Annotated in this window: 23 protein-coding genes; 11 read left to right on the top strand and 12 right to left on the bottom strand. The window is 67.3% G+C overall.

Annotation, left to right across the window (positions count from 1 at the left end):
• Positions 1 to 110: 110 nt before the first annotated feature.
• Positions 111 to 1,244: a serine hydrolase domain-containing protein gene (locus EAO27_RS13470; protein WP_242770604.1), complete on the bottom strand. Its 1,134-nt coding sequence runs from the start codon at positions 1,242 to 1,244 to the stop codon at positions 111 to 113.
• A 68-nt stretch (positions 1,245 to 1,312) separates the two neighbouring features.
• Here EAO27_RS13470 and fghA point away from each other — a divergent pair, with 68 nt between their 5' ends.
• Both fghA and EAO27_RS13460 read left to right on the top strand, forming a co-directional pair.
• Complete coding sequence (gene fghA / locus EAO27_RS13465) at positions 1,313 to 2,176, top strand: S-formylglutathione hydrolase (protein ID WP_242770602.1); 864 nt, start codon at positions 1,313 to 1,315, stop codon at positions 2,174 to 2,176.
• 223 nt (positions 2,177 to 2,399) lie between these two features.
• Entirely contained in the window at positions 2,400 to 3,275 is an 876-nt protein-coding gene (locus EAO27_RS13460) for an OmpA family protein (RefSeq protein WP_242770600.1), read from the top strand.
• Between the two features lie 44 nt (positions 3,276 to 3,319).
• On the opposite strand, the gene EAO27_RS13455 is transcribed toward EAO27_RS13460, so the two are convergent.
• The 5 genes from EAO27_RS13455 to EAO27_RS13435 form a co-directional block, all read right to left on the bottom strand.
• Positions 3,320 to 4,306, bottom strand: coding sequence for a quinone oxidoreductase (locus tag EAO27_RS13455; protein WP_242770598.1), 987 nt, complete (start codon positions 4,304 to 4,306; stop codon positions 3,320 to 3,322).
• A 202-nt stretch (positions 4,307 to 4,508) separates the two neighbouring features.
• Complete coding sequence (locus EAO27_RS13450; RefSeq protein ID WP_242770596.1) at positions 4,509 to 6,374, bottom strand: DEAD/DEAH box helicase; 1,866 nt, start codon at positions 6,372 to 6,374, stop codon at positions 4,509 to 4,511.
• Positions 6,375 to 6,499: 125 nt separating this feature from the next.
• Positions 6,500 to 7,678, bottom strand: a complete 1,179-nt coding sequence (locus EAO27_RS13445) for an NAD(P)/FAD-dependent oxidoreductase (RefSeq protein ID WP_242770594.1) — start codon at positions 7,676 to 7,678, stop codon at positions 6,500 to 6,502.
• 118 nt (positions 7,679 to 7,796) lie between these two features.
• Positions 7,797 to 7,976, bottom strand: a complete 180-nt coding sequence (locus EAO27_RS13440; RefSeq protein WP_179498761.1) for a hypothetical protein — start codon at positions 7,974 to 7,976, stop codon at positions 7,797 to 7,799.
• Complete coding sequence (locus EAO27_RS13435; RefSeq protein WP_242770592.1) at positions 7,973 to 8,449, bottom strand: GreA/GreB family elongation factor; 477 nt, start codon at positions 8,447 to 8,449, stop codon at positions 7,973 to 7,975. Before EAO27_RS13435 ends, EAO27_RS13440 begins: the two co-directional genes overlap by 4 nt.
• A gap of 123 nt (positions 8,450 to 8,572) precedes the next feature.
• On the opposite strand from EAO27_RS13435, the gene EAO27_RS13430 reads away from it, so the two are divergent.
• Entirely contained in the window at positions 8,573 to 9,328 is a 756-nt protein-coding gene (locus tag EAO27_RS13430; RefSeq protein ID WP_242770591.1) for a head GIN domain-containing protein, read from the top strand.
• A 9-nt stretch (positions 9,329 to 9,337) separates the two neighbouring features.
• The gene (locus EAO27_RS13425) at positions 9,338 to 10,081 is read left to right on the top strand and encodes a head GIN domain-containing protein (RefSeq protein WP_242770590.1); all 744 of its coding nucleotides are present in this window, start codon (positions 9,338 to 9,340) and stop codon (positions 10,079 to 10,081) included.
• A 25-nt stretch (positions 10,082 to 10,106) separates the two neighbouring features.
• Here the strand turns inward: EAO27_RS13425 and EAO27_RS13420 are convergent, their stop codons facing one another.
• Genes EAO27_RS13420 through EAO27_RS13405 form a run of 4 tightly spaced genes read right to left on the bottom strand, consistent with a single transcriptional unit; the run spans position 10,107 to position 13,430 of the window.
• Positions 10,107 to 11,699: an MDR family MFS transporter gene (locus EAO27_RS13420; RefSeq protein WP_242770589.1), complete on the bottom strand. Its 1,593-nt coding sequence runs from the start codon at positions 11,697 to 11,699 to the stop codon at positions 10,107 to 10,109.
• Positions 11,699 to 11,857, bottom strand: coding sequence for a hypothetical protein (locus EAO27_RS13415; RefSeq protein ID WP_242770588.1), 159 nt, complete (start codon positions 11,855 to 11,857; stop codon positions 11,699 to 11,701). The genes EAO27_RS13420 and EAO27_RS13415 overlap by 1 nt, the downstream gene beginning before the upstream one ends.
• 2 nt (positions 11,858 to 11,859) lie before the next feature.
• On the bottom strand, positions 11,860 to 12,984 hold the full coding sequence (locus EAO27_RS13410; protein WP_242770587.1) for an HlyD family secretion protein: 1,125 nt from the start codon (positions 12,982 to 12,984) through the stop codon (positions 11,860 to 11,862).
• A complete protein-coding gene (locus EAO27_RS13405) occupies positions 12,984 to 13,430 on the bottom strand; it encodes a MarR family transcriptional regulator (protein WP_242770586.1) in 447 nt (148 codons plus the stop codon). Before EAO27_RS13405 ends, EAO27_RS13410 begins: the two co-directional genes overlap by 1 nt.
• A gap of 100 nt (positions 13,431 to 13,530) precedes the next feature.
• Here EAO27_RS13405 and EAO27_RS13400 point away from each other — a divergent pair, with 100 nt between their 5' ends.
• The 5 genes from EAO27_RS13400 (at position 13,531) to EAO27_RS13380 (ending at position 18,308) form a co-directional block, all read left to right on the top strand.
• Positions 13,531 to 14,178 (top strand): 2-hydroxychromene-2-carboxylate isomerase, encoded by a 648-nt coding sequence (locus tag EAO27_RS13400; RefSeq protein ID WP_242770585.1) that lies wholly within the window; start codon positions 13,531 to 13,533, stop codon positions 14,176 to 14,178.
• On the top strand, positions 14,175 to 14,636 hold the full coding sequence (locus EAO27_RS13395; protein ID WP_242770583.1) for a GFA family protein: 462 nt from the start codon (positions 14,175 to 14,177) through the stop codon (positions 14,634 to 14,636). Before EAO27_RS13400 ends, EAO27_RS13395 begins: the two co-directional genes overlap by 4 nt.
• Positions 14,633 to 15,385 carry an alpha/beta fold hydrolase gene (locus EAO27_RS13390; RefSeq protein ID WP_242770581.1) on the top strand — a complete coding sequence of 251 codons (753 nt, stop codon included), beginning with the start codon at positions 14,633 to 14,635 and terminating at the stop codon, positions 15,383 to 15,385. Before EAO27_RS13395 ends, EAO27_RS13390 begins: the two co-directional genes overlap by 4 nt.
• 74 nt (positions 15,386 to 15,459) lie before the next feature.
• Positions 15,460 to 17,319: a M2 family metallopeptidase gene (locus EAO27_RS13385; RefSeq protein ID WP_242770579.1), complete on the top strand. Its 1,860-nt coding sequence runs from the start codon at positions 15,460 to 15,462 to the stop codon at positions 17,317 to 17,319.
• Complete coding sequence (locus EAO27_RS13380; protein ID WP_242770576.1) at positions 17,316 to 18,308, top strand: TonB family protein; 993 nt, start codon at positions 17,316 to 17,318, stop codon at positions 18,306 to 18,308. The genes EAO27_RS13385 and EAO27_RS13380 overlap by 4 nt, the downstream gene beginning before the upstream one ends.
• A gap of 20 nt (positions 18,309 to 18,328) precedes the next feature.
• Here EAO27_RS13380 and EAO27_RS13375 read toward each other — a convergent pair whose 3' ends face one another.
• A complete protein-coding gene (locus EAO27_RS13375) occupies positions 18,329 to 18,655 on the bottom strand; it encodes a helix-turn-helix domain-containing protein (protein ID WP_242770573.1) in 327 nt (108 codons plus the stop codon).
• Positions 18,656 to 18,703: 48 nt separating this feature from the next.
• Here EAO27_RS13375 and EAO27_RS13370 point away from each other — a divergent pair, with 48 nt between their 5' ends.
• Positions 18,704 to 19,186 carry an SRPBCC family protein gene (locus EAO27_RS13370; protein WP_242770571.1) on the top strand — a complete coding sequence of 161 codons (483 nt, stop codon included), beginning with the start codon at positions 18,704 to 18,706 and terminating at the stop codon, positions 19,184 to 19,186.
• Positions 19,187 to 19,259: 73 nt separating this feature from the next.
• The gene (locus EAO27_RS13365) at positions 19,260 to 19,637 is read left to right on the top strand and encodes a hypothetical protein (protein WP_242770568.1); all 378 of its coding nucleotides are present in this window, start codon (positions 19,260 to 19,262) and stop codon (positions 19,635 to 19,637) included.
• A gap of 252 nt (positions 19,638 to 19,889) precedes the next feature.
• On the opposite strand, the gene EAO27_RS13360 is transcribed toward EAO27_RS13365, so the two are convergent.
• Positions 19,890 to 21,053 (bottom strand): Gfo/Idh/MocA family oxidoreductase, encoded by a 1,164-nt coding sequence (locus EAO27_RS13360; protein WP_242770565.1) that lies wholly within the window; start codon positions 21,051 to 21,053, stop codon positions 19,890 to 19,892.
• Between the last annotated feature and the right edge of the window lie 209 nt (positions 21,054 to 21,262).

Genomic DNA, 21,262 nt, shown 5'->3' with positions numbered 1-21,262 from the left:
AAATTATGGAAAAGTTCCAGAGGCTTGTCGGTTCGGTCCGTTTGCGGGGCGAACGCACCCAAATGCAGGGCGAACCGAGCCGCGGGGCAAGGGGCGGGGGACGGCCGGGGTCAGGCGGCGGCCATCGCCATCCACATCGCGCCGATCAGGGTGAAGGAACGCGGGTCGCCGGTCAGCCCCACGTCCATCTTGTTCATCACATAGCTGAAGGTGGCGCGGGCATCCATGTCGATGATGATCAGCGAGCCGCCATAACCGCCCCAGAAGATCGTGTTCGGATTGGGCAGCGGCAGCATGTCGCCGGGCAGGCCGAAACCCATGCCGTAGCGGATGGGCACGCCGAGGATCATGTCGGCGCCCGCGATCTGGAGCTCGAGCGCCTTGCGGCACCCGGCTTCGGAGAGCAGGCGCTTGCCCTTCGCGACGCCGCCATTGGCGAGCAGGGCATGGATTTCGGCGACGCTGCGCGCGTTGCCGGTGCCGCCGGCGGCCGGGATTTCGGCGCCGCGCCATGCGCGGGTGCGGGTCGCCGACACGTCGATACCGGGATTGACGAGCGTCTTGCGATGGATGTCGCTGGCGAAATCGATCGTCATTTCGGGCGGCGGGATCAGGTCGGCGACGCGGTGATCCTCCGATGCGGGCAGGCCGATGTGGAAATCGGCACCCAGCGGTTCGGCGATCTCCTCGCGGAAGACGGTGCCAAGCGACTTGCCGGTGATCCGCCGCACGACCTCGCCGACCAGATAGCCCTGCGTGATCGCATGGTAGCCCGGTGCGCTGCCCGGCTGCCACCAGGGCGCCTGCGCCGCGAGCAACGAGGTCATCTTGTCCCAGTCGTAGAAATCCTCGGTCGTGACCGGGACCTCCCACCCCGACAGGCCGGCGCTGTGGCTCATCACTTGCGCGACCGTGATCTCCGCCTTGCCGTTGGCGGAAAATTCGGGCCAGTAGCGCGCGACCGGGGACGCGAAATCGAGGTCGCCGCGGTCGGCGAGCAGCAGCGCGGTGAGCGCGGTCATCGTCTTGGTCGTCGAATAGACGTTGACGATCGTGTCGGCCTGCCAGGGCCGGGTCTTTGCCGCATCGGCATGGCCGCCCCACAGGTCGACCACCGTTTCGCCCCCGATCGTCGCGCAGAAGGACAGGCCGATGTCGGCACCGCTCGCAAGGCTCGCCGCCATCGCGAGGCGGACGGCACCAAAGCGATCCGGACACGTCCCCCGGATATTATCGTCGAACACCAGCCCCTCCCTTTTGCTTTTGCGCCAGCATGAACTAGGCTTGCGAAAAGACAAGCAGGACGAAGAACATGACCCTCGAAACCCTCTCCACCAACCGCAGCCATGGCGGCATGCAGGGCGTCTACCGGCACGCCAGCGCCACCACCGGCACCGACATGACCTTCGCGGTCTTCGTTCCCGACCATGCGCCGGGGGCGAAACTGCCGATCCTCTGGTATCTGTCGGGGCTGACCTGCACCCATGCGAACGTCATGGAAAAGGGCGAGTATCGCGCCGCCTGTGCCGAACATGGCATCATCTTCGTCGCCCCCGACACCAGCCCGCGCGGCCCGGCGTCCAACGGCGACGCGGTGCCCGACGATCCCGACGGCGCGTGGGATTTCGGGCTGGGCGCGGGCTTCTACGTCGATGCGACCGCGGCGCCGTGGGCCGCCAACTACCGCATGCGCTCGTACGTCGAGGACGAACTGCCGTCGCTGATCCTGCGCGAATTTCCCGCCGCCGACCTGACGCGGCAGGGGATCACCGGCCATTCGATGGGCGGGCACGGCGCGCTGACCGTCGCGCTGCGCACCCCCGACCGCTTCCGGTCGGTGTCGGCCTTTTCGCCGATCGTCGCGCCGCTGCAATGCCCGTGGGGCGAAAAGGCGCTGTCGAACTATCTGGGCGCCGATCGCGAGGCGTGGAGCGCCTATGACGCCTGTGCGCTGCTCGCGGGCGGCGCGCGCGTCGCCGACCTGCTTGTCGATCAGGGCGAGGCCGACGGGTTCCTTGCCGAACAGCTCAAGACGCACCTGCTCTCCGAAGCATGCGAGAAGGCCGGGCAGAAAGCCGAAATCCGGATGCAGCCGGGCTATGACCACAGCTATTATTTCATCTCGACCTTCATGGCCGAGCATATTGGCTGGCACGCGGAGCGGCTGAAGGCATAGCGGCGGACAGGATATCCGCCGGCGGCGACCGGGTGTTCGCCGGCGCGGAATTGCGCCGCCGCGAGCGGCGTCCGACGCACGCGTCGCGGACGGGCGCGGCTCGGTTCGCCGCACAATGCGCTCCAATTACCGGCTTGGCGGCGGTGGCGCTCTTGCAGGAAAGCGGCCGGTGCAGGAAAGGTCGGGGCGACGACGCGGGGGCGGCTCGTTGAAGGAGTAGCGTATGAGTTCCGTTTCCCCCCGTTCCAGAATGTTGCTGGCGGCCATGCTGGCCGGATCGGTGACAATCAGCCTCGCCGCACAGGCGCAGGACACGTCCGACGGCGAGGTCATGACGACCGTCTATGGCACGATTCCGCCGGCGTCGGAGATGACCAAGGGACCCGAGGTCGAGGGCATCATCTCGGCGCGCAGCGACGGCCGGATGCAGGTTACGACCGCCGACGGCAACACCACGATCCTCGCGATCACCGAAGAGACGCGGATCAAGTCCAGCGGCGGCTTCCTGGGCCTCAACCGCAACAAGCTCACCGCCGATTCGCTGCTCAACGGCCTGCCGGTCGCGGTCGAGACGCTGCAGTGGAGCGGCGGCCTCGTCGCGAGCGAGGTCGACCTCAAGAGCAAGGACCTGCGCACCGCGTCGATGATCCGCACGGGCACCGACCAGCGCTTCGCCGAACAGACCGCGGCGACCGAAGCGCTGCGCGGGCGCGTCGGCGACATCGACCAGTATAATGTCAAGAGCACGACGAACGTGAACTTCGACACCGGCAAGGCGGTGCTGTCGGCGCAGGCGAAGAATGATCTGTGCGCCACCGCAAGCTCGGCCGAAGGCATGGACAATGCGTTGCTGCTTGTCGTCGGCTACACCGATTCGACCGGCTCCGACGAGTTCAACCAGGTGCTCAGCGAAAAGCGCGCCGGCAGCGTGGTCAACTATCTCCAGCAGGCGTGCGGCTGGAAGCCCTATCGCATGCTGACGCCCACGGGGATGGCCAAGGCCGATCCGGCCGCCAGCAACGAAACCGTCGAGGGCAAGGCGCAGAACCGCCGCGTCGCGGTGAACGTGCTGGTGAGCAAGGGGCTCGACGGCCTGTAAACACGAACGGGGCGGGCCCGGCCCGCCCCGGATCGCCCGGCGTGTCAGCGCGGCTCGGGTATCAGCAGGCTCGACCCCGTCGTGCGCCCGGCCTCGAGGTCGGCATGCGCACGCGCCGCGTCTTCGAGCGCGTAACGCTGGCCGACCCGCACCGTCACCGCACCGCTTTCGAGCATCTCGAACACCCGCGCCGCACCCGCGGCGCGCTCGCCGGGGTCGAGATAATAGTCGAACAGCGACGGGCGCGTGACGAACAGCGCGCCATGCTGCGCGAGGATATTGATGTCGACCCCGGTCAGCGGCCCGCCGGCATTGCCATAGACCGCGATCAGCCCGCGCCGCGCGGTCGCCTTCAGCGACACGTTCCAGGTCGTCATGCCGATCCCGTCGAAGGTCACGGGGACGCCCTGGCCGTCGGTGATCTCGCGGACGTGCGCCGCGACATCCTGTTCCTTGTAGCGGATGACATGGTCGGCGCCGGCTTCGCGTGCGGCGGCTTCCTTGGCTTCGGTGCTGACGGTGCCGATCACCGTGGCGCCGATCGCCTTCAGCCACTGGACGAGGATCAGCCCGACCCCGCCCGCGGCGGCGTGGACCAGCACGGGCCAGCCCGCCTCGACCTTGGCGCAGCGTTCGACGAGCGCTTCGACGGTACACGCCTTGAGCAGCGCCGCCGCCGCGGTCTCGTCGTCGATTCCGGCGGGCAGCTTGAACATGCCCGCGGCGGGAACGATCCGCGCCGAGGCATAGGCGTTGCGCTGCGGACCGAAGGTCGCGACGCGGTCGCCGGGCTTGAAGCCGTGGACATCGGCCCCGACCGCCAGCACCTCGCCCGCGGCCTCGACGCCGAGCCCGCTCGGCAGCGGCACCGGATAGGTGCCGTTGCGGTGATAGGTGTCGAGATAGTTGAGCCCGACCGCGGTGTGGCGGACGAGCAGCTGGCCGGGACCGGGCTCGCCGAGCGTGACCTCGCGCCAGTCGATGACCTCGGGGCCGCCCTGGCTTTCGATAAAGGCTTCGATCGCTCGCATCACCGCTCTCCTGCTGTCGGGTCCATCTGGGACGCGCGCAGGCGGGGTGCAAGGGGGATGCGCCGAAAGCCCTTCGGTTTCGGGGGAGGGGTGAGGGCGGGGCCGTCGGCCCTGCACAAGACGTCAGCCCCCCACCCGCCGGGACCGGGAAATAGGTTTCCCGGCCTCGTTGCCCTCCCCCGAAGGGGAGGGTGGGTCTTGTTCAGTATTTCCCGGTCTTGCGCGGACCGCGCTGGCCATAGGGCTTGGGCTTGTAGCGGTCGGTGCCGCTGCCCGGGCCGCCGGCCCCGGGGCCGCGCGGTTTGCGCGGGCCGTCGTGACGCGGGCCGTCGGGGCGCGGCCCATTGGCGCGCGGACCGTCGTGGCGCGATCCGCCCTTGTGCGGTCCCTTGTCGCGGCGCGGCGGCCAGGTCGGGCCGTCGGGGGCGGGGGTGATCGCGACGCCGCTGTCGTCCTCGCCGTCCTGGTTCGCGGTGCGCATCACCGCCTCGGCGAAGCGGTCGGCGATCGCGATCGGGATATTGAACAGCGTCTCGTTGGGCCCGATGCGGATCGCGCCGATCTCGTGCTTGGTCACATGGCCGCGGCGGCAGAGCAAAGGCAGGATCCAGCGCGGGTCGGCGTTCTGGCGGCGGCCGATGTTGATCCGGAACCACGCACTGTCGTCGAACTGCTCGCGGTGCTGGCCGCGTTCGCCGCGGTCCCCGTGCTCGCGTTCGAAGCGCTCGCCGCGTTCGGGGCGCTCGCCGCGCGGGCGCGGACCGGTGTCGATCAGGTCCTCGGGCGGGGGCATCAGCGCGCGGTGCGCACGCACGAGGCTCGCGGCGATATCCTCGGCGCTGCGCTCGGCCATCAGCCGCTGCGCCAGTTCCAGATCCTCGGGCTCATGCTCCTGCGGCGTGAGCAGCTTTTCCATCAAGCGTTCCTGATCGCGCGCGCGCACGTCGGCGGCGGTCGGGGCGTCCATCCACTCGGCGTTGATGCGCGCGCCGCGCAGCATGCCGTCGACGCGGCGGCGGCGCGGATAGGGGACGATGAGCACCGCGGTGCCCTTCTTGCCCGCGCGCCCGGTGCGCCCCGAACGGTGCTGGAGGGTTTCGGCGTCGCGCGGGATTTCGACGTGGATGACAAGGCTCAGGCTCGGCAGGTCGATGCCGCGCGCGGCGACGTCGGTCGCGACGCACACGCGGGCGCGGCGATCGCGCAGCGCCTGCAGCGCGTGGTTGCGCTCGTTCTGGCTATGCTCGCCCGACAAGGCGACCGCGGCGAAACCGCGCTCGACGAGGCTGGCGTGGAGGCGGCGGACATTGTCGCGCGTCGCGCAGAACAGCATCGCGGTCTCGGCCTCGTGCAGGCGCAGCAGGTTGATCACCGCGCCCTCGATGTCGGCGGGGGCGACGGTCACCGCCTGATAGGCGATGTCGCCGTGGCCGCGCTCTTCGCCGACGGTCGAGATACGCAGCGCGTCGCGCTGGTAGCGCTTGGCGAGCTGCGCGATCGGCTTGGGGATCGTCGCCGAAAAGAGCAGGGTGCGGCGCGTCTCGGGGGTCGCGTCGAGGATTTCCTCGAGGTCGTCGCGAAAGCCCATGTCGAGCATCTCGTCGGCCTCGTCGAGGATCGCGACGCGCAGCGCGGTGAGGTCGAGCGCGCCGCGCTCGAGATGATCGCGCAGGCGCCCCGGGGTGCCGACGACGATCTGTACGCCCTGATTGAGGTTCCGCCGTTCCTTGCTGGCGTCCATGCCGCCGACGCAGGTCGCGATGCGCGCGCCGGCCTTGGCATAGAGCCAGCTGAGTTCGCGGCTGACCTGCAGCGCGAGTTCGCGCGTCGGCGCGACGATCAGCGCGAGCGGCGACGACGCGAAGGGCAGGCGCCCGTCCTCGATCAGCTGCTCGGCCATCGCAAGGCCGAAGGCGACGGTCTTGCCCGATCCGGTCTGGGCGGAGACGAGCAGGTCGCGGCCCGCCGCGTCGGCTTCGACGACCTGCGCCTGGACGGGGGTGAGCGCTTCATAGCCGCGCGCGGTGAGGGCGTCCGCAAGGACGGGGGAAAGGTGATCGAAAGCCATTGTTCTGTTTATCCTGTGCGGCGATGTGCCGTATTATTGGGTTCCCTCGCCGCCATATGGCCATCGATGCCTGAATGACGGAGCCATTGTCCCGCCAGCATCCCGAGGAATTTTTTTGGTTTTTCCTAAAGGGCCTGGCCCGCCGCGTATCCGCTGGCCCATGCCCATTGAAAATTATAGCCGCCCAGCCACCCGGTGACGTCCACGGCTTCGCCGACCGCATACAGCCCCGGCACGCTTTTGGCCATCATTGTTTGCGACGACAGGCCGGCGGTCGAAATGCCGCCGACGGTGACCTCGGCCTTGGCGAAGCCTTCGGTGCCGTTGGGGTGAAACGCCCAGCGCGCCAGCCGCGCCTCGGCCTCGGCGAGCTTGCGGTCGGTCAGCGCCCCGAGTTCGCCGGGCAGCGCGAGCCGGTCGGCGAGCGTTTCGGCGAGGCGGTCGGGCAGCTGGACGCCGAGCGCGGCGCGCAGCGTCGTGCGCGGGCGCATCCGCTTGGTGTCGGCGAGCCAGCCCGGCGCGGCATCGGGCAGGAAGTCGATCGTCACCGCCTCGCCGTGCCGCCAATAGCTGCTGATCTGGAGAATTGCGGGCCCCGACAGCCCCTTGTGGGTGAACAGCGCGGCCTCGCGGAACGCCGCCTTGCCCGCGCGCGCCTCGACCGGGGTCGCGACGCCGCTGAGGTCGCGGAACAGCACATCGTCGCCGCCAAGCGTCAGCGGCACAAGCGCGGGGCGCGGCTCGACGACCTTGAGTCCGAAGCGGCGCGCGAGGTCATAGGCGAAGCCGGTGGCGCCCATCTTGGGGATCGACGGGCCGCCGGTCGCGATGACCAGGTTCGGCGTGGCGAAAATCTGGTCGCCGAAACCGACGGCGAAGCGCCCGTCGGCGTGCGCCACCTCCTGCACCGGCTGGCCGCAGCGCAGGTCGACGCCGCCCTTGGCGCATTCGTCGAGCAGCATCGCGACGACCTGCTTCGCCGACCCGTCGCAGAACAGCTGGCCCAGCGTCTTTTCATGATGCGCGATGCCATAGGCGTCGACCAGCGCGATAAAATCGGCGGGCGTGTAGCGCGCGAGCGCCGACTTGGCGAAATGCGGGTTGGCCGAGATATAGCGGTCGGGGGTGGTGTGGACGTTGGTAAAATTGCAGCGCCCGCCGCCCGAAATCAGGATCTTCTTGCCCGGCGCATCGGCATGGTCGAGCAGCAGGACGCGGCGCCCCCTTTGCCCCGCGATCGCGGCGCACATCAGCCCGGCCGCGCCGGCACCCAGCACGATGGCGTCATAATCGGGGGTGGTCATACCCGTTGAATCGTCATCCCGGCGCAGGCCGGGATCTCGACCTCGCCGTTTAACTCACCGGCGAGATCCCGGCCTGCGCCGGGATGACGGGCAGGAGATGAAGACATTTCCGTCACGCTCAGTGCAGCTTTGCGATCGACAGGCCGTCGGCCTTGGCGCGGGTCTTCACCGATTCCTCGCTGCGCGTCAGCGCCTTGGCGATCGCTTTCAGCGCCATGCCCTTCTTGGCGAGCGTGTGCAGCTTGTCGATCTCGGCCGCGGTCCACGGCTGCTTGTGGCGTTCGAACCTGTCCTTCATGCCAATGTCTCCGGATCGGCCGCGGCGGCGACGATGGTGATCGCATCCTCGCGGCCCTGATATTCGATCGTCTCGCCCGCCTCGGCGCCCATCAGCGCGCGCGCGAGCGGCGCCGAAAAGGCGATCGTTCCCTGCGCCGGATCGGCTTCGTCATGGCCGACGATGGAAAGGGTCCGGGTCGCGCCGTTGAGGGTGAAGGTGACGCGGCTGCCGATGCCGACGCGGTCGGCCGCGGGCGGCGGCTGCATCTCGGCGGTCGACTGGCGCGTGTGGACATAGCGCTGGCGCTTCAGCAGCTTCTTGCGCGCATCCTCGTCGGCGGCGGCCGCGATCGCATCGGCAAGCCGCGCCGCTTCTTCGCCGAGCAGCCGGACCCCGCGCGGGGTGACGAGGTTCGGACCGATCGGGATCGGCCATTCGAACGCGGGTTCCATATGCTCGTCGTCGCTCTCGCGGCGAAACGCTACGCTCATCGTCTTTGCTTTCGGTGAAGGGGAAAGAGGCCTGTGGCGTGCGAAGGTGGCGACAAGATGGCAGCGCGCTGGACAGGGTCGGCCGGCGTGTGTTATGCAGGCAACACACAAAGGAGATTGACGATGCGCAACTGGACGATCGCGGCGTTGCCGCTGGCTTTGGCCCTGACGGTGACGGCGTGCAGCGGTTCGGTCACGACCGAGAACAGCGACAAGGTCGAGACGCGTTCGGCCGACGCGGGGCCGCAGACGACGCAGAATTATGCGCTGACCGGTTTCACCGCGGTCGAGGTCGCGGGTCCCGACGACGTGACCATCCGCCAGGGCAATGCCTTCTCGATCAGCGCGACCGGGCCGAAGTCGGAGATCGACGAACTCGACATCAAGCTCGACGGCACGATGCTGTCGATCGGGCGTAAGCGCGAAGGCTTCAGCTTCAGCCGCAACGGCAAGGGCGTGAAGATCGCGATCACCATGCCGAAACTCGACGGCGTGCGGCTGACCGGATCGGGTTCGCTCGATGCCGATGCGGTCGCCGGCGACGCGGTCAAGGCGGTACTCACGGGTTCGGGCGACCTCAAGGTCGCAAAGCTCACGGGCACCAGCGCCGAAATCAAGGTGTCGGGATCGGGCGACATCGAGATCGCGGGCGGTACCGTCAAGTCGGGCGATCTCGGTGTCACCGGCTCGGGCGACATCGACGCGGGCGGCCTCGTCGCCGAGACGCTCGACGTGTCGGTTACCGGATCGGGCAATGTCGAGGCGCAGGCGACGGGCAAGGCCGACATCAGCATCCTCGGGTCGGGCGATGTCGAACTGACCGGCGGCGCGACCTGCACCACCCGGAAGATGGGATCGGGCAGCGCGACCTGCAAATAGGCGGCTCTGGTGCCGGCCGCCCTCCCGGGCTATGCCGGCACCATGATCCTGATCCCGCGATCGGCCCTGCTGGCGGCCGCCCTGCTTATGATGCCCGGTTCCGCCTCGGCGGCCGAAAAGCGTTACGGGCTTACCAGCTTCGAAACGATCGAGCTCCAGGCCGACGTCACCGTCGAAGTGGTGACGCGCGCACCGGTCAGCGCGGTGGCGAGCGGGCCGCAGGACGCACTCGACCGGCTGACGGTCGAGGCGCGCGACGGTCGGCTGGTGATCGGGCAGAAACAGTTCGTCGGCGACGACAAGCGCCGCGCTCCGCTCGGCCCCGTGACGGTGCGCGTCAACGCCGCGAACCTGCGCGAGGCGACCGTCGCAGGCGCGGGATCGCTGCGGATCGACCGGCTGAAGGGCGCGCGCGTCGCGGTCGGGCTGCGCGGTCCCGGCCGGCTGAGCGTCGGCGCCGTGACGGCCGACCGGCTGTCGGTTGCGATGATCGGCAACGGCGGCATGACGCTGGGCGGCACTGCGAAACAGGCGCAGATGACGCTGTCGGGCGCCGGGACGGTCGATGCCGGCGAGCTCGCGGTCGGCGAACTGGTCAGCGACAGCGAAGGCGCGGGCGATCATCTGTTCCGCGCGGTCAAGAGCGCCGCGGTGACGACGCGCGGGATCGGCAAGACGGTGGTGCTCGGCAAACCCGTGTGCAAAGTGCGCAACGTCGGCAGCGGCACCGTCCAATGCGGCCCCCGAAAATAGGACGCGCCCCGGCGGCGCGACGCCGTCAATGCCCCATGTCGGCCATCGATGCCTTTTCGCCACCCGGTTTCGGCGGGCGCAGCAACAGCACCAGCGGCACCGCGGCCAGCGTCACCCACATCATCAGCCAGAAATCGTCGATATAGGCGACCATCGCCGCCTGCCGGTTGATCTCGGCATTGACCATCGCCATCGCCGTATCGCCCGCGATGCCGAAGCGGTCGGCGGTCGAGGCGTCGAGCAATGCGGTCGAGCTGTTGGTGACATGCGCCGCCAGATCCTCGTGGCTCGTCTGGATGTTCGATCCCAGCAGCGTGGTGACGATCGAGATGCCGACCGACGCGCCGATGCTGCGGAACAGGTTGAGCAGGCTCGATCCGTCGGTGCGATATTGCGGCGCGATCGTCGCAAAGGCCATGGTGTTGAGCGGGATGAAGATCAGCCCCATGCCGACCCCCTGCACCAGCCCGCTGACGATCACCGGCTCCATCCCCATTTCGAGCGACCAGTGGCTCATCTGCCACAGCGACAGGCTGGCGATCGCCAGCCCGCTGCCGACCAGCCAGCGCGCGTCGACCTTGCCGAGCAGGCGCCCCGCGACCCACATGCTGGCGAGGATTCCCACCCCGCGCACCGCGAGCACCAGCCCGGTGTCGATCACCGGCCAGCCGAACAGATTCTGCAGCATCGGCGGCAGCAGCGCCATCGACGCGAACATCACCACGCCGATCACGATCATGAACAGCATGGCGGTGACGAGGTTGCGGTCGGCGAGCATCGTGCGGCTGAACAAGGTATCGCGCCGCGCGGTGAACAGGTGCACGGCGAACATCCACAGGCATGCGGCCGCGACCCCGCATTCGATCCAGATCTCGATGCTGTCGAACCAGTCCTCGTGCGCGCCGCGGTCGAGCATCAGCTGCAGCGCCGCGAGCCCGAGCGCGAGCATCGAGAAACCGAAGAGGTCGAACCTGCGATCGCGCGTGCGCGTCGCGGGGAGCAGCGCCCACATCATCGCCAGCGTGAGCAGGCCGACGGGCAGGTTGACGTAGAAGACCCAGCGCCAGTTCGCCTGTTCGGTCAGCCAGCCGCCGAGCACGGGCCCCAGGATCGGTCCGATCATGATCCCCATGCCCCAGATCGACATCGCGCGCGCGTGGCGCTCGGGCGGGTTGACGTCGAGCATCACCGATTGCGACAGCGGGCCGATGAACGCCGCGCTGACCCCCTGGAGGAAGCGGAACACGACCATCTGTTCGAGCGACTGCGCCGCGCCGCACGCCATCGAGGTGATGATGAAGCCGGCGATCGCGGCGAGGAACAGCTCGCGGCGCCCGATGCGGTCGGCGAGCCAGCCGGTGATCGGCATCGCGACCGCCGATGCGAGGATGTAGCTCGTCAGCACCCACGTCACCGTCTCGCTCGTCGCGCCCAGCGCCGACTGCATGTGCGGGATGGCGACATTGGCGATCGTCGTGTCGAGGATCTGCATGATCGACGCGCCCATCACCGCGACCATCAGCAGCCCGCGATAGCGCACGCGTTCGTGCAGCGGCCGTCCGTCGTCGGCGGGCAGCGCCGCGGCGGACGCCCGGCGGGGGAGCGAACGGCTGGCCATCAGTGCATGTTTTTCGACATCAGCACCGACATCAGCATCAAACCCGTTCGCCCTGAGCTTGTCGAAGGGCCGTTCTTTCCTTGCAAGGTGGAGAAGAAGAACGGTGCTTCGACAAGCTCAGCACGAACGGAGTTCATGTATCCGTTGCCGCGCATCACGCCTATTTCCCCGCCACCGCCCCGTTGCCGGTAAACACCCGCACCTCGGCCGACAGCCCGGCGATCATCTCGCGCGAGGGTTTTTCGTCGAACGCGATGCGCACCGGGACGCGCTGCGTCACCTTGACCCAGTTGCCGGTGGCGTTCTGCGCCGGCAGCACCGAAAATTCGCTGCCCGTGCCCGCGCCGATTGTCAGCACATGGCCGCGCACCTTCAGCTTCGGATAGGCGTCGAAGCGGATTTCGGCGCGCTGGCCGGGGCGCATGTTGGCAAGGTCGGTTTCCTTGAAATTGGCCTCGACCCACGGATGGTCGGTGTCGACCAGCGTCACCGCGGGCAGCCCGGCGACCATCATCTGGCCGATCTGCAGCCGGTCCGACTGCGCGACGCGGCCGGCGCTCGGTGCGCGCACCTCGGTCCGGCCCAGGTCGACCTCGGCCTGCGCGCGCTGGACGCGCGCCGCTTCGACCTGCGGGTTGACCCCGCTCGCGGGGCCGGCGGCCAGCTTGGCGCGCGCCTCGGCGGCGGCGGCCTCGGCCTGACGGACGCGCTCGCGCGCCTGCGTCACCGCGTGGCGCGCCGCGTCATAGGCGGCGCGGGTGGTGAATCCCTTTTCCATCAGCGCCGCCTGGCGCTCGAAATTGATCTGGGCAAAGGCGACATCCTCGCGCGCGGCGGCGATGTCGACGCGCGACGTCGTCGCGCTCGCCGACAGGTTGCCGACCTCGACCTGCGCCGCGTCGATCGCCGCGGTCGCCTGCGCGACGTTCAGCCGATAGGGTTCGCCGTCGATGCGGAACAGGAGCGCGCCCTTGTTCACCAGCTGGCCGTCGCGCACCGCGACCTCGGTGATGCGCCCGCCGACTTCGGCCGCGACCGACACCTTGTCCATCTGAACATAGGCGTTGTCGGTCGACACTGATCCGCCGCTGGTCAGCCAGTAATATCCGCCCGCCGCGACCAGCGCGAGGGGCAGTCCGAACATCAGCGCGCGCGTGCGCCAAGTCGGCCCGGTGGCCCCTTCGGACGCGGTCGTGGCCGCGACGGGGGGCACGGGGTCGGCCTTGGGCGCGCGCTTCGGCGCGGCATTTTCCGCGGCGGGGCGGCTGGGGGAGAGCTGGTCCATCAGGCGGTCTCTTTTTCTTTTTGGCATTCGCGGCGGGACAGATTGGCGCGGACGCGCTCGACCAGCGCGGCGAGCTGTTCGCGTTCGCCCGCGTCGAGCCCCTCGGTGGCTTCGGCGACAACGGCTGTCGCGGTCTGGCGCAGGTCGTCGAGCAGCGGCTGGGCGGCGCCGGTCAGGTGGAGCAGCCACGCGCGGCGGTCGGTCGGGTCGGCGCGGCGCTCGACCAGTCCGGCCTCGGCCAGCCGGTCGATCATCCGCGACAGGGTGATCGGTTCGACCTCGATCAGTTCGGCGAGCGGGCCTTGCCTTATGCCGGGATAGCGCGCGAGATAGGTGAGCACGCGCCACTGCAGCGCGGTGATCCCGCTGTCCTTGGTGCGCGCGTTGAACGCGCGGCGGAACATCCGCGCGGTATCGTTCAGCAGGAATCCGATATGCTCGCTCATGGCATGCGACATAATAGCAATTGCTATTAAAATCAATGTCGCGCTGCGCGGCACTTTCGCCAACATCGACAAAGCGCTGCGCCTGTTGCACTATGCCCGCATGACACTCACCGCCGACCTTTTCTGGTCGTTCCGCTCGCCCTATTCCTACCTCGCCATCGGCCGCTACCGCGCGCTCGCCGCCAGCCACCGGCTCGAGATCGACCTGCGTCCGGTCTATCCGCTCGCGATCCGCCAGCCCGACTTTTTCGAGCGCAACCACCCGAACTGGCTGAGCTACACGATGCGCGACATGATCCGCGTCGCGCAGTTCCACGGCATCCCCTTCGGCCCGCCGCGTCCCGACCCGATCGTCCAGAATGTGATGACGCGCGAGATTGCCGCCGAACAGCCGTACATCTATCGCCTGACGCGGCTCGGCCAGGCGGCGTCGCGCCGCGGTCGCAGCCTGGCCTTCGCGCACGAGGCGGCGCAGCTGATCTGGGGCGGGGCGCAGGACTGGCATCTGGGCGATCATCTCGCGGGCGCCGCGCGCCGCGCCGGGCTCGACCTCGCCGAACTCGATGCCGAGGCGGAGCGCGACGCCGAGGCGCTCGACAACGAGATCGCCGCGAACCAGGTCGCGCTCGAAATCGCGGGCCATTGGGGCGTGCCGACGCTGGTGTTCGACGGCGAACCCTTCTTCGGACAGGACCGCATCGAAATGGCGCGCTGGCGCATGGAACAGAAGGGGCTTGAGCCGCGATGACCGAGCTCTCGGCTCTCGCCGGGCGCTGCCTGTGCGACTCGGTCCGCTATACCGTGCGCCCCGGCTTCCGGATGCGACCCTATGCGTGCCATTGCCACGATTGTCAGCGCCGGTCGGGCAGCGCCTTCGGGATCCAGCTTGGTGTCGCCGAAGCCGATCTCGTCGTCGAAGGCGAGGTGATCGAGGGGCGCCATGTCCAGCCGAGCGGCGCGGTCGCCGGCATTTTTGCCTGCCCTGTCTGCCTTACCCGGTTGTGGACCACCAACGACCAGCGACCGGGCTTCGCCAACCTGCGCGCCGGGACGCTCGACAACAGTCCGGAAATCGAGCCCGCGGCGCATTTCTGGATCCGCTCGAAGCAGCCGTGGATCGTGCTTCCCGAAGATGTGGTCGCGCTCGACACGCAGCCACAGTCGCCGGACGAATGGATGCGGTTGCTGGGGCCGCAAGGAGAATGACGATCGAACCGCAATTTTTCGAGGCGCGCGACGGGGCGCGTCTTGCGTGGCGCGAGCTGGGCGAAGGCCGGCCGGTCGTGCTGCTCCACGGCCTCTTCTCGAGCGCGGAGGTCAACTGGATCAAGTTCGGGACAGCGGCGCGCATCGCCGAAGAGGGGTTTCGCGTGATCATGCCCGACCTCCGGATCCACGGGTCGAGCGAGGCGCCGCACGAGGCGGAATATTATCCCGCCGATGTGCTTGTGCGCGATCTCGAAGATCTGGTCGCGCATCTCGGCCTTGCCGATTTCGACCTCGGAGGTTTCTCGCTCGGCGCGCGGACGAGCGTGCGCGCGGTGGTTGCGGGGATGGCGCCACGGCGGCTGATCCTCGGCGGCATGGGGCTCGCGGGGCTTGCCGGCTGGGCCAAGCGCGGGCAGTTCTTCAAGCGCGTGATCGCCGATTATGAAAGCGCGAAGCGCGGCGACGACACCTGGCTGTCGATCCAGTTCATGAAGACGATGAAGGTCGACCGCATCGCCGCGGGGCATCTGCTCGACAGTTTCACCGACACCGCGCCCGACATGCTTGCCGCGATCACCATGCCGACGCTGCTCGTCTGCGGCGATCAGGACCAGGACAACGGCTCTGCCGAAGAACTGGCGGAGGCGCTGGCCGACGCGCGGCTCGCGACGATCCCCGGCACGCACATGTCGAGCGTGACGCAGCCCGAAATGGGCGCGGCGATGGCGGCATTCCTCGCCGCTTGACCGCGCCTGCGGGCAGGTTCAGATTGCCGCCATCGCGCCGCAGAGCGCCGCATGAATCTATCGAGGACGACCCCATGAAAGCCATGATTTCGACCCTGTCGCTTGCCCTTTCGCTCGCGCTCGCGGGCCCCGCCGTTGCCGCCGAGCCGGCGAAGAAAGCCCCTGCTGCAAAGAGTACCGCTCCTGCCGCCGCCCCCACCGCCGCCGATGCCGACGCCTTCATCGCGGCGGTCGAGAAGGACCTGTTCGACTATACGGTCGAGGCGAGCGAAGTGAACTGGGTCAATTCGACCTACATCACCGACGACACCGACGCGATGGCGGCGCGGATCAACGCGGTCGGCACCGAAAAGTCGGTCCAATACGCACTCGAAGCCGCCAAATATATGAATGTCGCCGGGCTGAGCGCGGACACGCAGCGCAAGCTCGATATCCTGCGCACGGGCATCGTGCTCCCCGCGCCGACCAAGCCGGGCGCGGCGGTCGAACTCAGCAAGATCGCGACCGATCTCCAGTCGCAATATGGCAAGGGCCGCGGCACGCTGAACGGCAAGGAGATATCGGGCTCGGACATCGAGGCCGAAATGGGCAACCTCCAGCATACGCCCGCCGAGTTCGCCGAGATGTGGACGAGCTGGCACGACAATGTCGGCGCGCCGATGAAGGAGGATTATGCGCGGCTGGTCACCATCGCGAACGGCGGCGCGAAGGAACTCGGCTTCACCGACGTCGGCGCGATGTGGCGATCGGGGTACGACATGCCGCCCGCCGAATTCGCGAAGACGACCGAGACGATCTGGCAGGAAATGAAGCCGCTCTACATGGCGCTTCACACCTATGTGCGCTGGAAACTCAACGAGAAATATGGCGATGCGGTGCAGCCCAAGACCGGCGCGATCCGCGCCGACCTGCTCGGCAACATGTGGGCGCAGGAATGGGGCAATATCTATCCGCTCGTCGCGCCGCCGGGAACCGGCGACCTCGGCTATGACATCGGCGACCTGCTGACCGCGCAGGGCAAGGCGCCGCTCGACATGGTCAAGGCGGGCGAGAATTTCTATTCCTCGCTCGGCTTCGCGCCGCTGCCCGAGAGCTTCTGGAAGCGCAGCCTGTTCACCAAGCCCGCCGACCGCGAGGTCGTGTGCCACGCCTCGGCGTGGGACATCGACAACAAGGACGATATCCGCATCAAGATGTGCATCAAGGTGAACGCCGACGATTTCGTTACCATTCACCACGAGCTGGGCCACAATTATTACCAGCGTGCCTACAAGGATCAGCCGTTCCTTTACCTCAACGGCGCCAACGACGGGTTCCACGAGGCGATCGGCGATTTCGTCGCGCTGTCGATCACGCCGCAATATCTGGTCGACATCGGACTGCTCGACAAGGCGAAGGTGCCGAGCGCCGACAAGGATATCGGTCTGCTGCTGCGGCAGGCGATGGACAAGGTCGCTTTCCTGCCGTTCGGCCTGCTGATCGATCGCTGGCGCTGGGGGGTGTTCGACGGGACGATCAAGCCCGCCGACTACAACAAGGCGTGGACGCAGCTCCGCCTGCAGTATCAGGGCATCACGCCCCCCGCCGAGCGGCCTGCGACCGCGTTCGACCCGGGCGCCAAATATCATGTGCCGGGGAATACGCCGTACACGCGCTACTTTCTCGCGCGCGTGCTGCAGTTCCAGTTCTACAAGGCTGCGTGCGATCAGGCGGGGTGGACGGGACCGCTGCACCGCTGTTCCTTCTATGGCAACAAGGAGGTCGGCGCGAAGCTGAACGCGATGCTCGAAATGGGCATGTCGAAGCCCTGGCCCGACGCGCTCGAAGCCTTCACCGGGACGCGCGAGATGTCGGGCAAGGCGATGGCCGAGTATTTCGCGCCGCTCAAGGCCTGGCTCGACGAGCAGAACAAGGGCAAGCCGACCGGGTGGTGAAGCGCGCGCTCCGGCCGACGATGGGTGCGGCGACGCTTCTGCTGTCGCCCGCCGTATCGGTCGCGCAGTCCGATGGCGGTGCGTCGGCACCCGCGCGCACGACTTCGGCGGCGCCGGCGGGGGTCGTATCGGTCATCGTCGACAGGAGCGCCGTCCGGTCGCCGCCCAAATATCTGTCGGGCAAGATGCCGGGCGCCGACCCGGTGGTCGCCGCCGCGGTGGCCGACGGGCGGATGGGGCGGCTGCTGGCCGAGGCGACGGTCGGTGCCGACGGCGCGCTGTCCGATATCGTCCTGATCGAACCGTCGGGCGACGCGGGCATCGATCGGGCGGCGATCGCGGCGCTGCAGGGATGGAAACTCTCCCCGGGACGCGACGCGGCGGGCAAGCCGGTTGCGGTCCGGGCGAAATTCCCGCTTCCGGTCGGCGGACTCCGGCGGATCGAAGGCGCCAACCCCGAATTTCCCGACGCGGCGAAGGCGTTCGGCCACAATGGCAAGATCGTGGTCCGCGCGACGATCGATGCGGCGGGTCGCATCGTCGAACCGCACGTCGAGGAATCGACTCGGTCGGACCTGCTCGACGCGGCGACGCTCGCCGCGATGGCGGCGTGGCGCTATGCGCCGCCCAGGGATCTCGCAGGGCGCCCGCTGCGCCGCGAGGTGCGATTCGAGTTCGAATTCAACCAGGCGGCGGGCGACGGCGACAATTATCTCGCCGCGATACGCAGCTACCGCTGCGACACCTTCCTGCGCGAATATGACTGGTGGACGAGCGTGCACGGTGGCGAAAAACCGGCCCGGTTTCCGCTCTATTCCTATCTGCGCGGGATGCAACTGCTGGTGCCCGAGGTGCTGGGACCGCCGCGCCCGGCGGGTTCGAAACCATCCGCGGGCTTCATGGGGCATGACACGTCGTGGACCAACGCCGTGGCGCGGTGCCGCGCCGCGCCCGATGCCATTTTCCTCGCCGAATATCGCAAGGGCTGAGCGCGGTCAGGGTCAGGACCCTAGCCCGCCTCGATCGCCTGTTTGAACCGCGCCAGCCGCGCGCTCGCCGCGGCGGCGTGCGGGCCGATCCAGCGGTCGTGGATATCCTGGATCGGCATCGCGTTGAGGTGATTCCACCGCTCGCGCCCGCGGCGTTCGGCGATCACCAGCCCGGCATCCTCCAGCACCTTCAGATGCTGCATCACCGTGCAGCGGTCCAGATGCGCGAAATTGCCGCACAGCGTGCCCGTGGTCAGCGGCTGGTCTTTCAGATTGTCGAGGATCTGGCGGCGGACATGCGATGCCAGTGCCTTGAAAATATTGTCATATTCTTCGTGGATTGACATGTTATAAATATATAACATAATGAAAAGGGAATCAAGCGGAGATTGTCGATGGAACTGAAATTCCGAGTCGCGGCGCGGATCGCCAAGCCGGTGCACGATGTGTTCGAGGCGGTCGCCGACCCCGCGCAGCTGTCGCACTATTTCACCACCGGCGGCGCCGAGGGGCGGCTCGCGACCGGCGCGACGGTGACATGGGATTTCCACGATTTCCCCGGGGCCTTTCCGGTCTGGGTGATCGAGGTGGTCGCGGACGAGAAGATCGTGCTCGAATGGCAGGCGAGCGAAGGCGAGGCCCCCAACGTCGAGGGCGGCGAGCTCAAGGACGCCGATTACCGCACGCGCGTGACGATGCGCTTCGAGGCGCTCGACGACGGCCGCACGCTGGTCGAGATTTCGGAGGAGGGCTGGCGCGAAAATCAGGGCGCGCTGGGTGCGAGCTACGGCAACTGCCAGGGCTGGTCGCAGATGCTCTGCGCGCTCAAGGCCTGGCTCGAGCATGGCATCAACCTGCGCGAAGGCATGTACCGGTAACTGAGCCGCGCCTGGACAGTGGCGGCGGATTGCGCCGCCCACCTGGCTGGCGTTTCGGGCCGATGTCGGTCCGATGGATTTGGCTCAGGTCCGGAATGACGAAGGTCAGGAAGCGACCGTTTTTTGCCGTTTAAGCCGAGGAATAGGCTTCTTAATTGCGGACGTAGCGAGTTGGTGGCATCAGAGCCTGATGAATAACGAGCGCGAGCAGGCTACACGCGATGATTGGCAGACGGCGCTGTATGAAGCGTCCTACCGTTATTCGCTCGCGGTGAGCGAGCTTCACAAGGCAAACCCGTGGCCGGACAATCCCGTTCTCGGTCAAGCAATCAACACCTTGGTCACGGAGCTGTGGGATCGCAGCTTTAGCGTCACCGAAATTACCTCGGCGTTTCGAGAAGCTGTTGCCAATCTGCCACGGTATGCCGCAGGCGATGAGGTTCGGCCTTAGTCCGTCATGCTCCGCTCGCCCTGAAAGCTGACCCAGAACTCACCACCCCGTTTCGGAAGTTGCCGGTCGGTGCGACACCCATGGCCGCTATCGACCGATTGCAGACCCCGAATCCATCGTCACCCCGCGTTCGCCGACCATCCTGTAGGTCGAAACACCCTATTTCGGCGTCCATCAAACCGGCAGCAGGCCAGACCGTTGCTGATCCAGTTCGACGGCGAACGCCGCCGGGGATGCTTAGCCAACGGAGGGTTAGATGACCACGGTGACTCGCTGTCCGCTGCGTTCGGATTCCTCCGCCGCCTCGCAAATCGCTTGAACCTGAAGCGCCTGTTCGAAACCCGGATGGCAGTCACGATTTTCGCGCACGGCCGAAACCATCTCGTCCAGCATCAGCGTCATCGGAATTATGACACGAGCGTCATCGAGCATCGGGATGTCGGCGCCGCGCAACTGCGTCAGCGAATTCGGTAATGTGACTGGCTGTGCCGCCCTGCCTAGATCGGCTCGGGCGACCGCAGGCGCATGGGATAACGTTGCATTGGCCGCATCGGGAAATCCCGAGGGCGCCTCGATCCGCAACCGCCCCTTCGACCCATAAGCTTCAAGCGCAAACCCACGCGCGCCGGCCACGCTCCAGCCAATATTCATCTGTGCCATGCCACCATGCCGGAAACGCAGCGTCAAAAAGGCCGTGTCGACGGTTTGGGGTTCAAAGTGACTGCCATCATCAAAGCGCCATTCCCGCAGCCCGCGCTCCAGCGTCGCCGACACACTGGCTACGTCGCCGAAGAGATATATCAGGGCGTGGAGGCAATGCCCCCCAAGGTTGCGCAGCGCGCTCGCGCCCTCGCCCGTCATGCCGAGCCAATTGTAGTTCGAGGTATAGCCCGGCCGGGTAACGAATGGGAATACCGCATCGCCGTCGCGGATGAGCGGGAAGTGGCATCGCAGTTCGACGCCAATCAGGTCGCCGAGAGCACCATCTTTGATCAGCGCCTTCATCTGACGAAATTGCGGCAGCCACTGGAATTGCGCTTCGACCATACCGACGACGCCCGCTGCCTGCTGCGCCGCGCGGATGGCACGCGCCGCAGCGATGTCGGGCGCAAAAGGATTGGCATTGATCACATGCTTGCCAGCGGCGAGGGCGTGCATAACCATGTCATATCGCAAGGCCGGGCGCGTGCCGACGTCGATGATATCGACAGGTGCTTCGTCAATCATCTGTCGATAATCATGGTAAGCGTTGGGAATCCCGTGGGTATCGGCAGCAGCGCGCGCGGTCTCCTCCTGAGCGGTACAGATCGCCGTCACCTCGACGCCCGGCAGATTGCGCCAGGCTGGAAGGTGGCCGACGATTCCCCAGTTGGCACCAATCATTCCCACGCGCAGCGACTGCAAGCTATCCGACATCACTACATCCTTCAGAATAATTATATAACCTATTAGGAGGATTATTCTGGCCGGCCGACGCAGCTAGCGCAAGGAAAAACGTAGTCCTGACTGGTGTGTTTAAACATAAGGTGCGAAGGGACGTGTCCTACTGCCGGTTTGTGCTCGGTAGTCTGAGGCTTCCACGAAACGGCATGGGGGGCAGTGCGGTTCAAATAGCGACTTCCAAC

This window comes from Sphingopyxis sp. YF1 (genome assembly GCF_022701295.1).
In the GTDB taxonomy this organism is placed as follows: Bacteria; Pseudomonadota; Alphaproteobacteria; order Sphingomonadales; family Sphingomonadaceae; genus Sphingopyxis.
The sequence above is the reverse complement of the archived record's forward strand: the minus strand, read 5'-3'. Positions and strand labels throughout refer to the sequence as shown.

Bases quoted from the DNA above. Each gene is read 5' to 3' on its own strand.
- EAO27_RS13435 (WP_242770592.1), bottom strand. From the start codon at position 8,449: ATGAGCGTAGCGTTTCGCCGCGAGAGCGACGACGAGCATATGGAACCC.
- EAO27_RS13385 (WP_242770579.1), top strand. From the start codon at position 15,460: ATGAAAGCCATGATTTCGACCCTGTCGCTTGCCCTTTCGCTCGCGCTC.
- EAO27_RS13450 (WP_242770596.1), bottom strand. From the start codon at position 6,374: ATGGCTTTCGATCACCTTTCCCCCGTCCTTGCGGACGCCCTCACCGCG.
- EAO27_RS13365 (WP_242770568.1), top strand. From the start codon at position 19,260: ATGGATTTGGCTCAGGTCCGGAATGACGAAGGTCAGGAAGCGACCGTT.
- EAO27_RS13460 (WP_242770600.1), top strand. From the start codon at position 2,400: ATGAGTTCCGTTTCCCCCCGTTCCAGAATGTTGCTGGCGGCCATGCTG.
- EAO27_RS13420 (WP_242770589.1), bottom strand. From the start codon at position 11,699: ATGGCCAGCCGTTCGCTCCCCCGCCGGGCGTCCGCCGCGGCGCTGCCC.
- EAO27_RS13360 (WP_242770565.1), bottom strand. From the start codon at position 21,053: ATGTCGGATAGCTTGCAGTCGCTGCGCGTGGGAATGATTGGTGCCAAC.
- EAO27_RS13455 (WP_242770598.1), bottom strand. From the start codon at position 4,306: ATGCGAGCGATCGAAGCCTTTATCGAAAGCCAGGGCGGCCCCGAGGTC.
- EAO27_RS13390 (WP_242770581.1), top strand. From the start codon at position 14,633: ATGACGATCGAACCGCAATTTTTCGAGGCGCGCGACGGGGCGCGTCTT.
- EAO27_RS13405 (WP_242770586.1), bottom strand. From the start codon at position 13,430: ATGAGCGAGCATATCGGATTCCTGCTGAACGATACCGCGCGGATGTTC.
- EAO27_RS13395 (WP_242770583.1), top strand. From the start codon at position 14,175: ATGACCGAGCTCTCGGCTCTCGCCGGGCGCTGCCTGTGCGACTCGGTC.
- EAO27_RS13430 (WP_242770591.1), top strand. From the start codon at position 8,573: ATGCGCAACTGGACGATCGCGGCGTTGCCGCTGGCTTTGGCCCTGACG.
- EAO27_RS13410 (WP_242770587.1), bottom strand. From the start codon at position 12,984: ATGGACCAGCTCTCCCCCAGCCGCCCCGCCGCGGAAAATGCCGCGCCG.
- EAO27_RS13400 (WP_242770585.1), top strand. From the start codon at position 13,531: ATGACACTCACCGCCGACCTTTTCTGGTCGTTCCGCTCGCCCTATTCC.
- EAO27_RS13440 (WP_179498761.1), bottom strand. From the start codon at position 7,976: ATGAAGGACAGGTTCGAACGCCACAAGCAGCCGTGGACCGCGGCCGAG.
- EAO27_RS13370 (WP_242770571.1), top strand. From the start codon at position 18,704: ATGGAACTGAAATTCCGAGTCGCGGCGCGGATCGCCAAGCCGGTGCAC.
- EAO27_RS13445 (WP_242770594.1), bottom strand. From the start codon at position 7,678: ATGACCACCCCCGATTATGACGCCATCGTGCTGGGTGCCGGCGCGGCC.
- EAO27_RS13375 (WP_242770573.1), bottom strand. From the start codon at position 18,655: ATGTCAATCCACGAAGAATATGACAATATTTTCAAGGCACTGGCATCG.
- fghA (WP_242770602.1), top strand. From the start codon at position 1,313: ATGACCCTCGAAACCCTCTCCACCAACCGCAGCCATGGCGGCATGCAG.